Here is a 15,558-nt window from a genome sequence, read left to right on the forward strand (position 1 = left end):
GTAGAGGAATTAACATCTCTGTTAGATAAGCTGTTGAATCAAGGCGAGTTAGTGATTAAGTGGCATCGGAAAATCAAAAACAAAGGCAATCTCAGCTATATTGCAGCTTAAATGCTGATTAGCTTAAGACTTTTTTGTGAATACATAACGTGGCTGATGTTAGACAGACATTCTGTCTAAAGTCGCAATTATGCTTTGTATCTGGGATTCAGACGCGGTATCACGGTATCCATACCTCGGCTGAATCCCAGATAGAGACGCAACTGGAAATTCGGTTGAAGAAACGTTGATACCTGCGTTTCTTACTTTGTAGCTGAAAGCCAAGGTTATGCAGAGATGGGGGTTAATGCACAGTTGTCAATTAAAATTTAAATAATTTATTTTTGTAATTCAATAAGTTTCATTGAGTACTGCTTGACTTTTCCCTTTCCTGTTTTAAGGGAATTTCAATCCAAAATACTGTTTTGTCGGGTACGGAGGTACATTTGAAGATACCCTGATGTTTCTCAACTATTATTTGATAGCTAATCGATAGCCCTAATCCTGTACCTTTTCCTACAGATTTAGTGCTAAAAAATGGGTCGAAAATACGTTGGCTTATTGATTTAGGTATACCTGCTCCGTTATCGGCGATTGTAATGACGATGCGGTTATTCTCTATAACTTTGGTTTGAATGTGAATGGTTGGGTTCGGTTGGCTAATCTCTGTTTCTAAGGCATCGATCGCATTGCATAATACGTTCATAAACACCTGATTGAGTTGTCCAGGATAGCATTCTACACATGGTAAATTTCCATATTCTTTAATCACCTGAATCGGAATAGATGCTTGAGTTTTGAGTCTACTTTGAATAATTAATAGGGTTGATTCGATGCCATCATGAATATCTACTGCTTTCATGGATGCTTCATCTAATCGAGAAAAGGTGCGGAGCGAAAGGACTATTTCTTGAATGCGCTCTGCCCCAATCATCATCGATGACAGTAATTTCGGTAAATCTGCCTTTAGAAATTCATAATCAATTTGTTGAGCATATTTTTGGATTTTCTCTGTTGGCTGGGGATACTCCTGTTGGTAGTGTTTGAGCAAACCTATTAGCTCTTGAATATATCTATCTGCATGTGTGATATTACCATAGATAAAATTTACAGGATTATTAATTTCATGGGCAACACCTGCTACTAATTGTCCTAAAGCAGACATTTTTTCATTTTGTATAAGTTGCGCTTGGGTATGTTGAAGTTTGCAAAGCATTTCTTCTAACAGGATAGCTTTCTGTCTTAACAACTCTTCTGAGACTTGCAAGGCTTCTTTAGCGTTTTTCTGCTCGGTAACTTGATATTTCATCTCTTGGGTAAGACGACGTAATTGCAGGTGCGTTTTAACCCGTGCTAATACTTCTTTTTCTTGGAAGGGCTTGGTAATATAATCAACAGCCCCTAATTCCAACGCCTGTACTTTACTGTCAGTATCAGATAACGCCGTCATGAAAATGACTGGAATATCTTCTGTTTTGGGGTTAGATTTTAGCCGTTGACAAGTTTCAAAGCCGTCAATTCCCGGCATCATCACATCTAATAAAATTAGATCGGGAAGCCGACGCTCTAACCGTTGTAAGGCAATTTCACCGCTAGTAGCAATTGCCACGGAGAAACCTGCATCACTGAGGGTTTCAGAGATGACATCAAGATTTGTGGGGGTGTCATCCACTATTAAAATAAAACCGTTGGTGGTAAATGACATCTTGACGACTCCCTAATTTTGCTCATGTAAATACTGGCGGAGGAATTGCTCCAGCTTTTGTTCTTGAAATTGTCTTGCTAGTTGCAAAACTTGTTGAACAAAAGGTCTGTAGCGATCGCTTTGTTGCTCGATTTGTTCGGCAAATTCAATTATCTGCTTGAAAAGCCCATCTTGTAATAGTTCCAGTAAGTGTTGTAAATCTTCTATTGACGGTGGAATGAGGGAAGCAGCTTCTTCAACTTTTGAGGTGTTTGAGGAAGCCTCAGCATAAATCCAGGTAAGGTTTAAATGCTTTGTCAGGAGGTTAAACAGTTCATCTATTTGTACTGGTTTGGGAAGAAAATCATCTCCGCCCGCTGCTATGCTCATTTGTCGATCAATATCAGCCACCGATGCTGAAGAAACAATAGCTAACAAATATTTTAAATCGTCGCTAGAGCGCAACTGTTTCAACATTTCAAAGCCATCCATAACCGACATTGCTAAATCGGTAATGATTAAATCTGGTAATTTCTCTCTGGCTTTTTCTAAACCCTCTCGACCATTTTGGGCTTCTGTTAACTCAAACCCTAGAGGTTCCAGTAAATTGACCAACACAGAACGATTTTCCCAATGATCGTCCACAATCAATATCTTACGGCGTTGTCCTTGGTAACTAATGATTTGTTTCCCTGCATTGATAGTGTGCTGCTGTACCCAATCTGCGATGATGGGAAATTCCACATCAAAGAAGAAGTCGCTACCCACATTGACTTGACTTTTGACCTGAATAAGAGTGCCAATCATCTGGGCAATTTTTTGACTAATGGCTAAACCCAAACCTGTACCCTCGGCTCGACGTTGGCGATCACCTACTTGTTCAAATACTTGAAATAGCCGATTAATATCATCAGGTGCAATCCCAATTCCTGTATCTGCGACTAAGAATTTTAGCCGCACAAATTGATGATTTTCGGTGGGTATGTTCTCAACTTTAAATGTGACACTTCCTCGATCTGTAAATTTAATCCCATTACTCAATAGATTGATTAATACTTGGCGTAGCCGTTTTTCATCTGCTGCAATACTAATGGGTAAATCTGTATCTGGTTGGTAATAAAACTCAATCTTTTTTTGCTCCGCACGGATACAGCAAATTTCTACAATCCCCTGGAGAAAAGACGGCAAATGTATAGCTTTGGGGGAAAGTTCCAGTTTGCGAGCTTCGATTTTAGACAAATCGAGAATGTCGTTAATCAGGGTCAACAAGTGAGAACCACATTGGTAAATGATATCTACTCCATGTCGTTCTTTGTTAGGTAAAGCTTGGGAGCGGTTGAGGATTTGAGCGTAGCCCAGAATACCATTGAGGGGGGTACGCAGTTCATGGCTCATATTGGCGAGAAATTCACTTTTGGCTTGGTTGGCGCTGTCTGCTTCTTCTTTTGCTGCTTTGAGTTCAACCGTTCGTGATTCTACTCGCTCCTCTAACCCTTCAATCAAATCCCTTAACTGAGATGCCATCTGGTTAAATGAATCACCCAACACTTCCAATTCATTTACCCCCCCAACCTCAACCCTTTGGCCAAGTTCCCCAGAGGCAATTGCTTGGCTTGCTTCTTTTAATCGTAGAATGGGTCGAGTAATCCAACGAGATGTATAAATACCTAACACAGTGGTAACACCTAAAGCAGCAAAACATAACCACAGGGTATGGCGCAAACTGGCATCGATTTGTGCCATAAAATCTGATTCGGGGATGACTACGATTGTTAGCCAATCTAATCCTCGACCATCGGTGAACGGTTGAGCCCGCACAAGTTGGCGTTTGCCGTTAAATTCAAAAACTAAGTTCTCGGTAGAAGTAATTTTGTTTAAATTACCGAACTTTTTTAACAAGTATTTTGCCGTTGCTTGGGTTAACGCATTGCGGCTTTGTGTAGCCACAAGTCGAACCTGTTCGCTACCCTTTGTTATATAGGGTTGCTCAGAAGTTGAACTACCAACAATCTCTCCAGAGCGCTCGACAATAAAGGTTTGTCCAGATTGACTAATCTTGAGATTCCGCAAAAATTGGCTTATCTGAGGTAAGAAAATCTCAACTCCAATTACACCTTGGAATTTGCCAGTATCACTATATACTGGTGTACCAGCTTTAATTTCTAGAGCCAAAACGCTGGAAGATAGAGAAATTTCAGTCCATCCAGCTTGTCCTGGTTTATGTGTTGTTGAACCTCCAGCATATTTCAACAACTGGTATTCATTACTGTCAAATTCCGCACTTCGGAGTAATTTAGTCCGATGACCTTGCTCGTCTAGCAAATAGACATTTCTATTTTTCCCAGTGGACTGATCCTTAACTTTAAGGATAAATTGACCATCATCTAATTTTTGAACGCCAATAAACTCACCCCGTTCATTGGCGTAATAAAGATAAGGAATAATTCCGTGAGTTTTGATTTGCTTAAGAAAGAATTTTTCTAAGGCTGGAGGGTCATCAATATTAAGATTACCGCTGTAGATGCTAGATAATAAAACTTGGTTAACAATATGGGGGGTATTTAAAAATGCTAGTGTTTCTTTCTCAGTGCGATTCGCCACCTCCTGTTCTAATTTGCTAGCTAACTCATTAACCGCTTGTTGCCCATTTTTAAATGAGAGGTATCCAACAAATCCTACTACTGCAAAGATTTGCAGCACAAAGGGAATAATTAAGATTGCCCGTAGCGGTAATCGACGGATGAATTTGCTTGCTGGGTTCAATAAAGATGCCATAAAGTTAGCCTATGAGATATAGGACTAATTACATATATGATTATTGTTCCCTTAAAAGCTCAGGATATAACAAGGCGATTAATTTTCCAAAAAGCTTTATACTACTGGAGCCTTGATTAGGTAATCGACCATCAGGTGAAAGTCTAACTGTCTTGAAGCTTACTTTATCCGAGGCTGTCTCTATTTAGAATTAAAAAAATATAGAGAAGCTATTGCAGATTTAACTAGCGCAATCACAATTAGGCAACATGATGTCGAAAGTTATTTTTATCGTTCCGAGGCTTATGCAGCAATCAACTCTTTTAGTAGTGCGTTAAAAGACTTGGTGCGAGTTATCGAGATGAATCCCATGTATAATAATGCTTACTTTAAAAGAGGAAATGTTTATGCAGCGTTAAACGAGTATGATAAAGCAATTGCAGACTATACTCAATTCATCAAGATAGAACCGAATTGTGCTGATGCCTACTACATGAGAGGTTGTGTAGCAGCCATAGCTGATCTAAATGAAGTAATTAGGATTGACCCTGAGTATGCTGATGCCTACAGCAAACGAGGTTACATCTATAAAGAGAAATGAGAGAAAAATAAAGCGATTGCAGAATTTGAGTTAGCAATTAATATCTTATATAAAAAATCTAAATTAGATAAAGTGAAATTTATGCAAAATGAAATTATAAAAATTCTCTAATTGAAAATTCTAGTATCAGTTTAATGCCTAGTTTCAGTCTGACTGATACCAAATATGTTGACATTAAAAAAGCTGAAGTCCTGGGAATGGGTGCATCTCAATTCATCAACTTAGACCCACTACCATCTGTACCGTCAGAGTTAACTACCATCACTCAGAAGCTTTGGTTTGGTAGAGCTTTCTTAAATGAAGACTTTACTTTGAAAAATCTCACCGCCCAACGACAACAAAAAGCCTTCGGGATTGTTCACCTCGCTACCCACGGGGAATTCAAATCAGGTGTAGCCGGTAACTCTTACATTCAATTGTGGGATAGTAAACTTCAAATGAATCAGATGCGTCAACTTGGCTGGAATAACCCACCTGTGGAACTAGTAGTGCTGAGTGCGTGTCGTACAGCCTTGGGTGACAAAGAGGCAGAATTTGGTTTTGCTGGCTTTGCGATACAGTCTGGTGCTAAGTCTGCATTGGCGAGTTTATGGTCTGTCTCTGATGAAGGTACTTTCGGATTGATGACTCAATTTTACGAAAAGCTGAGACTCGCTCCTATCAAAGCTGAAGCCCTCAGACGAGCTCAAGTAGCAATGCTTAAAGGTCAAGTGCGACTAGAAAACGGTAGACTCAGAACTGCTCGTGGTGATTTACCTCTACCATCTGTCTTATTAGAACTTGGCGACAGAAAGTTGACTCACCCCTTTTTCTGGTCTGCTTTTACAATGATTGGCAATCCTTAGTAACAGAATAGCCAGAATTATGTTGGCTATTGCATAATCATCAGAAAAATGGCTTGTATCCCATTATTTTGGTCAACCAGAGAATCGTACCAAGGTGTTTCATGTTTTGTTTAACCTGATCACTGATGCAGAAATGCGATTGTCGTTCGCGTAGCGTCTCGAAGAAGACCGGCCAAGGGCGATCGCATCACCAAGAAAAGTTAAAAGTGCAATTGAGAAAGTGGTGTAGCGAATTGTGTTAAGTGCCACCCGATGCAACAAAATTGCGTGTCAGTGCAACAAAGGTGCAAATTAACGCATTTAGCCAATTTGTAGGGTGAGCAAACATTTGCCCACCTTATTTAGATAAGTTGAGCAAACAGCAGACAACTAGGGTTTCAGCACATTATCAGCAAACTGCCCTTGCACATTACCTGCGGGAGAATACTGACAAACTACATAGAAGCCATCGTACTTAGTACCCTCAATTGTTGCAGGGCCAGGTGCAGCACCACAGCCTACTTTGGTACTGCCCTTCCAGACTACCTGAGTAAAATGCCCGGTGTTGCCAGAAAATACAGGTTTGGTGTAGTCATAGTCTTTAATTTCACTGTACCAGTCTTCAACTGCTGCGCTACCTAAGTTTGTTGAGTCTCCATCTCCACTCCAGTATATGTTCTCTCCTACATTGTTTCGATTGGTACTGTGTTCCAAGTCACCTTTAGCTGCTATAGTTTGCGCCCAAGCTTGGGCGCTCTGGTTGAGAGTATCATCGATAGTCACGTTAGGACTCTTATGCTTGGCTCGATAAGTGTTGTGTGCAGATATCACATCGCTACGCAACTTAGCTAAGTCAATAGATGTCTCTCCTAAAACAAAGTGAGTACCAATTGTTGCTCCAGTGAGTGCAATAGCTAAAGTTGTAGCTGTTGTTAGGGTTAGAGTTGAAAAGAATTTCTTCATGGTTTTGTATCTCTTGAGTTAACTTTTGTTTGTTTGTTAATCGATTACACAGATTCAGTGAATTTGTAAGTATTCTCAACTAAACATTGTGTAGAGATATTGCGATACAGCATCTTTGCCCAATGCAACGTTTCTACTGAACCGTATAGGCGCATAAACTTCTTGGCTGAGGGCAACTATTATAAATATGGCTAGATTAAAGGATACGTAGCACCATACAATTAATACATTTACGATGCAAGGACAGTTAAGACAGTTAAGTAAACATTTAATAAATGCTTAATAATTGGTTTTTAGACTATCTCCTGGTGTCTACACTTTTCCCCGACATAGCAATCACAATCCTTTCTTGCTGCGCCCGCTCAAAAGAAGTGATTACACCCGATTTCACTTGTGCTGCCTCTGGCTTCCTCCCTTCAAAGCAAGCTGCCACTTTCTACAACCAAGGCGTGATTTGATTCCAATCCTCGTTCGGAGTGTTTCTTTGAGATAAGCAATGTCTACGACAAGCCGCTAAAAGCGTCTACGCACCCGGTACATTCTTCCAACATCGCTTGACGGTACGCCCAATCTCTGCATTGAGTCGAAACTGTGGAGTACAGGGTATTTCTCGTAACTGTAGCAATACGAATTGCACTTCCTGCTGGCTGGGCTGTATTGATTTTTCTAAAGATGTGGAATAATCATCCTCATCATCATCTAATACCATTACCCTTTGGTGAGATTACAGATGCTCCACTGAACACTTCAAGGTATCTTTGTATGGTGTTATGAACTACAAGTGTGTTCCCTGTTATGAAAACGAGTTTCCTGATCGGCGCATCTTTTGCGCTTCCTTTAGTTTTGGCTACTTCAATAAGCGCACGAGGAATTAGAGTCTCTTCCAAGACAACTGTGAATTCTTCATCTAGTGCTAAAGAAAGTTTAGTACACAAATGTTGGCACTGTTAGAACAAACCACAGCCACTTCAATCGATGAGTTTATTCGTCAGGAATTGAATTTAGACGGAGTTCCACCGGATTTAATTCGTTTAGGAATTGAAAAACTGCTCCAGAATTCTCATCTCAAATATAAGTTCGACGGCTGGAATAATAACCAAAATTAAAATCTTTAGGAGAAATATGATTAAATATATAATTGACAATTTATTTACGACGAAAGCTGTCGGGAAAGCTGCGGGGTTAGAATTGGTAATCGCCCGTACAATCGTCGAAGAAACTCATGGTGGACAACTAAACTGCAAATCTTTTATGAGTGAAGGAACAGAATTTTTAATTGAAATTCTAGTGTAATCACACAATAGGGTTAAGCATTATTTAACTAATTTTAAAGTTTTAATACATAATGGGATTTAATAGTTAAATTTCTCAATTTTGAGGGAATTATAACGATGAGATAAATTCCCTAGATGTTTTTCATTGATACTATGACACTGGCGGCAAGCAGCTACGCGAATCCATTACCTTCCATTCCTGGCTATGAAATCGTTGAGCAATTATATGTGGGTTCTCGGACGATTGTTTATCAAGCAGTGGAAGAATTAAGTCAGCATCAGGTTGTCATCAAATTATTGCAACAAGATTATCCTAGCTTCAGTGAATTGTTGCGTTTTCGCAACCAATATACTATTGCCAAAAATTTGAATATTTCTGGTGTGATTCGTCCAGATCGCCTGATACCATATCGTAATAGCTATGCCCTAGTGATGAAAGATTGTGGCGGTGTGGCACTATCAACATACAGTCGCAACCATCAGTTAACACTATTAGATACACTGGCGATCGCCCTGCAACTAGCCGAAATTCTCCATGAGCTTTATCAGCATCGGGTAATTCATAAGGACATCAAACCTGCAAATATCTTGATTCATCCAGAATCGCAACAAGTCAAACTAATTGATTTTAGTATAGCTTCCCTATTACCGAAAGAAAACGAAGAAATCAAGCACCCAAATGTCTTAGAAGGCACATTAGCCTATATTGCACCAGAGCAAACCGGGCGGATGAATCGGGGCGTTGACTACCGTACAGACTTTTATAGTTTAGGGGTGACGTTGTTTGAATTGTTGACGGGACAGTTACCTTTTGCTTGTAATGATCCTTTAGAACTGGTGCATAGTCACATTGCCAAACCTGCACCGAGGGTTGATGAAATTAACTCTCAAATACCAGAAGTAATCGCTCAAATTGTCGCTAAATTGATGGGAAAAAATGCCGAAGATCGCTATCAAAATGCTTTAGGCTTAAAGCATGATTTGGCAATTTGCTTAGAACAGTTCAACCAAACAGGCAAGATTGAACAGTTTATCATTGGGCAACGGGATATTTGCGATCGCTTCACCATCCCGGAAAAACTCTATGGACGAGAAACAGAAGTTCAGACACTCTTAGATGCTTTTGCGCGAGTCAGCAACGGTAACTCAGAATTACTGCTAGTAGCTGGTTTCTCTGGAATTGGGAAGACGGCGGTTGTAAATGAAGTTCATAAACCAATCGTCCGCCAGAGAGGCTATTTCATCAAAGGTAAATTTGACCAGTACAATCGCAATATCCCCTTGGGTGCCTTTCTCCAAGCATTTCGGGATTTAATTGGACAGTTACTTTCGGAATCAGATACCCAAATACAAGCATGGAAAGCCAGGATTCTTGAGCCTTTGGGAGACAACGCCCAAGTAATTATTGATGTCATCCCTGAATTGGAACGTATCGTTGGCACACAACCACCCGTAACAGAACTATCGGGTACGGCGGCACAGAATCGGTTTAATTTGCTGTTCCAGAAGTTTACTCAAGTCTTTACGACAAAAGAACATCCTTTGGTGATGTTTTTAGATGACTTGCAATGGGCAGATTCCGCATCCTTAAAATTGATGCCGTTGTTGATGAGTGAGCGGGAACAGGGGTATTTACTGCTGATTGGGGCTTATCGGGATAACGAAGTTTTTTCCGGCCATCCGTTAATACTGACCTTAAATGAAGTCAGCAAGGCAGGAGCTACAGTCAACAGAATTACCTTAGCATCTTTGCGTAGAACCAGCCTGAATCAGTTAGTGGGAGATATGCTCAAATGTGCTGAAGTCTTGGCACAACCTCTAGCAGAATTAGTCTATCAAAAAACCCAAGGGAATCCCTTTTTTGCGACGCAATTTCTCAAAACTCTGCATCAAGATCAATTCATTACCTTTAATATCCAGGCTGGACATTGGCAATGTGATATTACTCAGGTACGCGAGGCTGCATTAACCGATGATGTGGTGGAGTTCATGGCCAAGCAGTTGCAAAAATTACCTGATGAGACTCAGAATATCCTCAAACTGGCAGCCTGTATCGGTAATCAATTTGACTTGATTACTCTGGCGATCGTCTCGGAGCAATTGCCACAGCAGGTGGCAACTGACTTGTGGAAAGGGTTGCAGGAAGGATTAATTTTACCCATCAGTGAAACCTACAAGTTTTTTCAAAGAAATGATTTAAATGATAACTACACGGATGGGATTAGTGTTGCTTACAAATTCCTCCACGATCGCGTCCAGCAAGCTGCTTATTCCCTGATTCCCCAACAGGAGAAACAGGTTGTGCATCTGACAATTGGTCGTCATTTATTAAACCATACATCAGCAGAACAATTAGAGGAGCAAATTTTTGATATCGTCAACCAATTGAATATTGGCTGTAAGCTCATCAGCGATCCCCTAGAGCAAGCAAGGCTGGTAGAGCTAAATTTAAGAGCCGGACGAAAAGCGATCGCTACCACTGCCTACGATACTGCTACCTATTGCTTACAATATGCCTGTAATTTGCTGCCGACTGATAGCTGGCAAACTCAGTATGATTTGGCATTAGCCTGCTATAGTAGCGCGGCTGAGGCTGCTTATCTCAATACAGATTTGGTGCAGATGGAAACTTTGGCGGAAATTGTCTTGCAACAAGCTCGGAGTTTGTTGGATGCTGCCAAGGTGTATGAAATTAAAATTGATGCTTACACAAGCCTTGGTGAATTTACTAAAGCTGTCACCACGGGTTTAAACTTTCTCAAATCTTTTGGAATTGAATTTCCCAGTCAGCCGAATAAACAAGATTTTGTTGATTTTCTCCAACAAACCCGACAGCAATTAGCAGGACGTTCCACAGATGAGCTGTTAAACTTACCTGTGATGACTTCGCCTCAGTTCCAAGCACTGCTGCGAATGTTAGTTCAAATTAGTGGCCCTACCTACTTAGCATCTCCATCCCTGTATCCTTTAATTTGCTGTCAGCAGGTGCAGCTATCAGTCACCCACGGTAATATTCCTGCCTCCAGCTTTGGATATGTGGTTTATGGATTATTACTTTGTGGTGTAGTTGGTGACATTACAACAGGTTATGAATTTGGTCAACTGGCTTTACAGTTAGTAGATAAATTTAATAATCAAGAATATGCCGCTAAAATTTTATACATGACCAGCAAATTTACTGTTCACTGGGTGAAAAATGCGGCGACAACTCTCCAGCCATTACAAGAAGCCTATACCCTGGGACTAAAAGTTGGCGCTCTTGCTTATGCTGGCTATTCTAGTTATACCTACGCTTTTCATGCTTATTTTGTCGGTAAAGAACTCACAGCTTTAGAAACAGAATGTCAGGCTTACAGCATAGGCTTGGCAAACATCAAACAACAAGCATTCTTAGGCTACCTGCATATCGTCCACCAAACCGTTGCCAATCTCTTAGGAAAATGTGAGAAACCAACCAAATTAGTAGGCACAATTTTTGATGAAGGGGTAACTTTGGCAAATCTGGAAAAAGCCAACGACAAAACGGGGTTATGGCATTTCCATATGTGCAAAGTAACATTAACCTATTTATTTGAGTGCCATGACCAGACGCTCTATCATTGTCAACAATCAAAGCTGAACGCTGGTGGCGGTACTGGGATGCTAAATGTGCCAACACTTTATTTTTATACAGCTTTAGCCTGTTTCACCCAGCTATCAGCAAATTTAGCCGAAAATTCTCAACCGGATGAGTTATGGACATTAATTGCGGATGCTAAAGAAAAGCTGCAAAATTGGGCTACCTATGCACCCATGAATTGCCAGCACCGATATGATTTGATTTGTGCTGAAGAACAGCGTGTTTTAGGACATCCACAGCAAGCAATAGATTTCTATGATCGCGCTATTTCTCTAGCTCAAGAAAATGGCTATATCCCAGAACAAGCGATCGCCAATGAACTTGCTGCCAAATTCTACCTCGGTTGGGGCAAAGAAAAAATTGCTGCTGTCTATATGCAGGAAGCTTACTACTGCTATGCTCGTTGGGGAGCTAAAGCAAAAAGTAATGACCTAGAACATCGCTATCCCCATTTACTGCGCCCGATTCTTCAGTCAGTTTCCCAGCCCTTGAACGTGTGGGAAAGCTTGACAAGCACAATTACACCAGATATTTCCCTTAATACCTCAGACTCTAGCTTGGGTCATAGCACAAACATCAATAACGCTATCGATATTGCCGCTATTATCAAGGCTTCTCAAAGTTTATCTGCCACTCTGGAACTTGATGAATTACTACATCAACTCACAAAAATTATTCTCCAAAACTCAGGTGGCGATCGCTGTGCTTTCATCTGTCCTAATGCCGACGGTGAATGGCAAGTTGTCGCTATAGCTACACCAGAAGCCACACAACTTTGTTCAGAATCACTAGATGGAAATCCCAACCTACCTGTGAAATTGATTCAGTATGTCAAGAACACGCAACAAGTCGTGATGATTGACAATCTCAAAACGGATTTACCCGTCATAGATGAATATCTCACCCATAAACAACCAAAGAGTTTGTTATGCTTGCCAATTATTAGCCACGGGCAGTTAATTGGGATTGTATCTTTAAAAAATCGCTCAACTAGCGGGATATTTACTAGCGATCGCATTTTTGTCCTTAACTTCCTCTGCACTCAGGCGGCGATTTCTCTAGAAAATGCCCGACTTTATCAAAAAGCCCAAACCTACGCCCAAAAGCTAGAACAATCGCAACTGCAAATAGTCCAGAGTGAAAAAATGGCATCCTTGGGTAACTTGGTAGCCGGTGTCGCCCACGAAATCAACAACCCCATCGGCTTTCTTAATGGTAGTATCAACAATGCCCAAGAATATGTGCAGGATTTACTCGACTATATCGTCCTATATCAACAATATCATCCCGATGCCGCTGCACCCGTACAGAAAAAGGCAAAAAACATTGATTTAGAATATCTTTGTCAGGATTTACCAAAGTTACTTGATTCCATGCAAGGGGCAAGCGATCGCATCACATCTATCAGCACTAGCCTGCGTATCTTCTCCCGTGCTGATACTGAGTATAAAGTTGCTGCTAACCTGCACGAAGGTATCGATAGCACACTATTAATTTTGAAATATCGCCTCAAAGCTAATGAGCATCGCCCTGCAATTCAAGTAATTACTGAGTACGGTGAGTTACCAGCTATTAAATGTTTTCCAGGACAATTAAATCAAGTATTTATGAACATCCTGGCTAATGCCATTGATATGTTTGATGAAATGGCAAGGACACAATCATATCAAGAAATTGCAGATTATCCCCAACAAATCAAGATTTGTACCGCAATAGTAGAAAATCAAGCGTTCGTCTCGATTGCCGATAACGGTAAGGGTATGAGCGAAGATGTGAAAGCGAGAATCTTTGATCATTTATTCACAACTAAAGGCATAGGTACAGGTACAGGTTTAGGATTGGCGATCGCTCGGCAAATTGTCGTCGAAAAACATGGTGGTAGCTTAGAAGTACAATCTCAGTTAGGTAAAGGCAGCGAGTTTTGCATTCAACTACCAGTTTTTTGACGCTCTCAGGTCTAAAGACACGAAGATTCTGCGGATAGATGACTTCTTCCAATACTTTGTTTGAAAAATATTTTAATTAAATTTAAAACTTGGAAAACTTCTCTTCTACTATTAGGTAGATGAATAAGTAAATCGATGAGAAAAAACCGACCTATGTTACAAAAATTTAAATAAGCTAAAAACCTCTTTCCTCCTGCCTCCTGCTTTATCCTGACGATAAATATTCACGACGACCTACTTATGTCGCTACTGATCGTTTGTAATCTGTAAAGCCTGGGATATCGTCTTAGTAACGCTAATCGACCCAGAGCTTATCAGTAATAGTTATAGACTACCTCTCAATACAGAGTTAAAAAAACTTCATATAATCATGATCTTTTAGAACAAACTCAACACTTAATTTAGGTGATGCTATGAGAGAAATAGCAAAGTCATTCCTCCATGAAGAAACTGCTTAAGCGAATTTTGAAAATAATTAAGCGACTTTTTCAGCAGTTCTTAGATAATGAGCAGCCCAGTCTTCCTCTACAAGATCGCCTGTTAGAAACTCCCACACCCATTTGTTCCATTCCCACTTTCGTTCCTCAATGGCAGAATGGTTTGATACTAGTATGTTCTCAGTGTACAGTCGAGCAATTTTCTGGCAGTTATCACAAAGTTAGCTCAGGTACAACAGCGTCCGAAGAACTACAGAAATGGCTGAAATCTCGACTCAAATTAGATGGATTATGGGGAAAATATCGAGTTGTTAGTACGAGTTGTTTAGGAGTTTGCCCAAAAGAAAGTGTTGCCGTTGTTTTTTATCATGATGAAGTAGGACAGCAATGCTTTATTATCTCTGAACATAGGGAACGTGAAATTCTCTACTCTTATATCAAACACATCAATCAGTGATCTCAGGGTAATTTTTCTTAGAAAATAAGAAAGTTTTCTACCGTACCTGTAATAAAAGTATCATCAAGTGAACGCTACAATAGGTCGGAAAAGTCTCAGCATTAAATTAGCTATGCTTGTTTTTTCCTCATTTGTATTTTTTTTATCAAAAATTAATTTAAATATGTTGTCAACTAGTATTTTAACTAGCCAAATAAAATTAAATTCAAAAATTTCTAACGAATGAGTTTTGAACTTGTTTCTTTAAAACTACAGGTACGTCCAAATGATCTCGATAGTTTAGGTCATGTTAATAATGCTACCGTTTTGGAGTATTTAGAAACAGGACGTTGGAATTGGTTAAAGCACCATAACATAAATATCAAACAGAAAATTGTTCCAGTTGTGGCTCGGATTGAAGTTAATTATCGGAAGGAAATTATTCTGGAGGATGTGATTGTCAACACTAAGTTAGATCAATCAAATCAATCATCACTCTACCAAGCTAACTTTTGGCAGTCAATTGAGGTTATCAAAGAAAGAAATTCACAAGTTGCTGTTGAAGCCCGCATTCAAGTAGTATTTATTGATTCCACAGAGCGCACTTTGCGAACACTACAAGAATTTCTAGCAGCAGCAAGTAATTCAAATAACCGGACTTAGTAACTTATCCTAAATTTTCAATTAAATTTTGATAAATTTTGAATGTACTCTCGTGTTTCTGAAATAGTTAAATACAAAATATTACCGCCCCTATTTATTATTTCATATTCATCGAGAACAACATTGTTATCATCTACGCTCCATCCTAGTCCAAGAATTAGACCATTAGCATAAGCTTTCTCTCCAAGTTCAGCTATTTCTAGAAGCAGAGATTTGTACTCAGGCTTTAGCTTTTGGTTTTGAATCATTTCGTCTAACCTGACTTCAAATTCTGTGAATGATTCATACTTATGGGTCATTATTTTAAATTATCTTTTA

General features: G+C 39.8%; 12 protein-coding genes. 7 read left to right on the top strand and 5 right to left on the bottom strand.

Features of this window, described 5'->3' with window-relative positions:
* Positions 1 to 400 precede the first annotated feature (400 nt).
* Complete coding sequence (locus IQ244_RS28150) at positions 401 to 1,744, bottom strand: response regulator (protein ID WP_193899998.1); 1,344 nt, start codon at positions 1,742 to 1,744, stop codon at positions 401 to 403.
* Between the two features lie 12 nt (positions 1,745 to 1,756).
* Entirely contained in the window at positions 1,757 to 4,498 is a 2,742-nt protein-coding gene (locus tag IQ244_RS28155; protein WP_193899999.1) for a hybrid sensor histidine kinase/response regulator, read from the bottom strand.
* A 166-nt stretch (positions 4,499 to 4,664) separates the two neighbouring features.
* Here IQ244_RS28155 and IQ244_RS28160 point away from each other — a divergent pair, with 166 nt between their 5' ends.
* On the top strand, positions 4,665 to 5,078 hold the full coding sequence (locus tag IQ244_RS28160) for a tetratricopeptide repeat protein (protein ID WP_193900021.1): 414 nt from the start codon (positions 4,665 to 4,667) through the stop codon (positions 5,076 to 5,078).
* A 110-nt stretch (positions 5,079 to 5,188) separates the two neighbouring features.
* The gene (locus tag IQ244_RS28165; protein ID WP_322746116.1) at positions 5,189 to 5,923 is read left to right on the top strand and encodes a CHAT domain-containing protein; all 735 of its coding nucleotides are present in this window, start codon (positions 5,189 to 5,191) and stop codon (positions 5,921 to 5,923) included.
* 369 nt (positions 5,924 to 6,292) lie between these two features.
* Here IQ244_RS28165 and IQ244_RS28170 read toward each other — a convergent pair whose 3' ends face one another.
* A complete protein-coding gene (locus tag IQ244_RS28170; protein WP_193900001.1) occupies positions 6,293 to 6,865 on the bottom strand; it encodes a CAP family protein in 573 nt (190 codons plus the stop codon).
* Between the two features lie 523 nt (positions 6,866 to 7,388).
* Positions 7,389 to 7,574 carry a hypothetical protein gene (locus IQ244_RS28175; protein ID WP_193900002.1) on the bottom strand — a complete coding sequence of 62 codons (186 nt, stop codon included), beginning with the start codon at positions 7,572 to 7,574 and terminating at the stop codon, positions 7,389 to 7,391.
* 226 nt (positions 7,575 to 7,800) lie between these two features.
* Here IQ244_RS28175 and IQ244_RS28180 point away from each other — a divergent pair, with 226 nt between their 5' ends.
* The 5 genes from IQ244_RS28180 to IQ244_RS28200 all read left to right on the top strand — a co-directional run bounded on the left by IQ244_RS28180 (position 7,801) and on the right by IQ244_RS28200 (position 15,240).
* Complete coding sequence (locus IQ244_RS28180) at positions 7,801 to 7,971, top strand: hypothetical protein (RefSeq protein ID WP_193900003.1); 171 nt, start codon at positions 7,801 to 7,803, stop codon at positions 7,969 to 7,971.
* 16 nt (positions 7,972 to 7,987) lie between these two features.
* On the top strand, positions 7,988 to 8,158 hold the full coding sequence (locus IQ244_RS28185) for a hypothetical protein (protein WP_193900004.1): 171 nt from the start codon (positions 7,988 to 7,990) through the stop codon (positions 8,156 to 8,158).
* Between the two features lie 116 nt (positions 8,159 to 8,274).
* Complete coding sequence (locus IQ244_RS28190; protein WP_228059206.1) at positions 8,275 to 13,704, top strand: ATP-binding sensor histidine kinase; 5,430 nt, start codon at positions 8,275 to 8,277, stop codon at positions 13,702 to 13,704.
* Positions 13,705 to 14,145: 441 nt separating this feature from the next.
* Positions 14,146 to 14,598 (top strand): (2Fe-2S) ferredoxin domain-containing protein, encoded by a 453-nt coding sequence (locus IQ244_RS28195; protein ID WP_193900005.1) that lies wholly within the window; start codon positions 14,146 to 14,148, stop codon positions 14,596 to 14,598.
* Between the two features lie 222 nt (positions 14,599 to 14,820).
* Entirely contained in the window at positions 14,821 to 15,240 is a 420-nt protein-coding gene (locus tag IQ244_RS28200) for an acyl-CoA thioesterase (RefSeq protein WP_193900006.1), read from the top strand.
* 17 nt (positions 15,241 to 15,257) lie between these two features.
* On the opposite strand, the gene IQ244_RS28205 is transcribed toward IQ244_RS28200, so the two are convergent.
* A complete protein-coding gene (locus IQ244_RS28205) occupies positions 15,258 to 15,488 on the bottom strand; it encodes a hypothetical protein (RefSeq protein ID WP_228059207.1) in 231 nt (76 codons plus the stop codon).
* Positions 15,489 to 15,558 lie beyond the last annotated feature (70 nt).

This window comes from Nostoc sp. LEGE 06077 (genome assembly GCF_015207705.1).
Lineage (GTDB): Bacteria > Cyanobacteriota > Cyanobacteriia > Cyanobacteriales > Nostocaceae > Nostoc_B.